Origin of the sequence: Corallococcus praedator, from assembly GCF_003612125.1 — a bacterium.
Classification (GTDB): Bacteria; Myxococcota; Myxococcia; order Myxococcales; family Myxococcaceae; genus Corallococcus; species Corallococcus praedator.
The window spans coordinates 1-701 of the sequence record NZ_RAWI01000822.1 but is presented as its reverse complement, the minus strand read 5'-3'; the positions used below and the strand labels follow the sequence as shown (position 1 = coordinate 701).

General features: G+C 74.9%; 1 protein-coding gene. It reads left to right on the top strand.

What is annotated here, in order from left to right; all coding sequences use genetic code 11:
- On the top strand, nucleotides 1-565 hold a 565-nt coding region (locus tag D7Y13_RS41965), incomplete at its 5' end, for a sensor histidine kinase (protein ID WP_147452669.1).
- Between the last annotated feature and the right edge of the window lie 136 nt (nucleotides 566-701).

Below are 701 nucleotides of genomic sequence, written 5' to 3'. Positions count from 1 at the left end.
GGGCCAGGGGGTGCGCCGGGTGGAGCGGATGATCCACCAGCTCATGGACTTCACCCGCGCCCGGCTGTCCGGGGGCCTGCCGCTGCACGCCTCGTCCGTGCACCTGGGGCAGGTGGCGGAGCAGGTGCTGGCGGACCGGCGTCAGGCCCACCCCGGCCGCGACCTGCGCCTGACGGCCCTGGGCGACCTGAGGGGCACCTGGGACGGGGGGCGGCTCACCCAGCTGGTGGACGCCCTGCTGGGCAACGCCCTGCACCATGGCCCGGCCACGGCGCCGGTGGCGCTCCAGCTCCAGGGGAATGGGGACGGCGTGACGCTCCAGGTGCACGACCAGGGGCGCCGGGTGCCGCCGGAGAACCACGCCACCCTCTTCGAGCCCTTCCGGCGCTGCGCCTCCTCCTCCGGGGGAGTGGATGGGGACGGCCTGGGACTGTCGCTCTACATCGCCCGGCAGATCGCCCTGGCCCACGGCGGTCGCATCTCCGTGGAGTCGGGGGCCACGGACGGCACCCGGTTCATCGTGTGGCTGCCCCGGACGGGCGGTTCGTCCGCGACCGGCTCCTGAGCCCCCAGGCATCCGAGCCCGCGAGCCGCCCGCCAGGACAGGTGGGGGGCGGGGGGCGGATTCGCACGGGTTCCAACGACCCGCCAGAGGGTGCGGACGGGTCCTCTAACATCCGCGATAACGGGGTGGCCCTGTC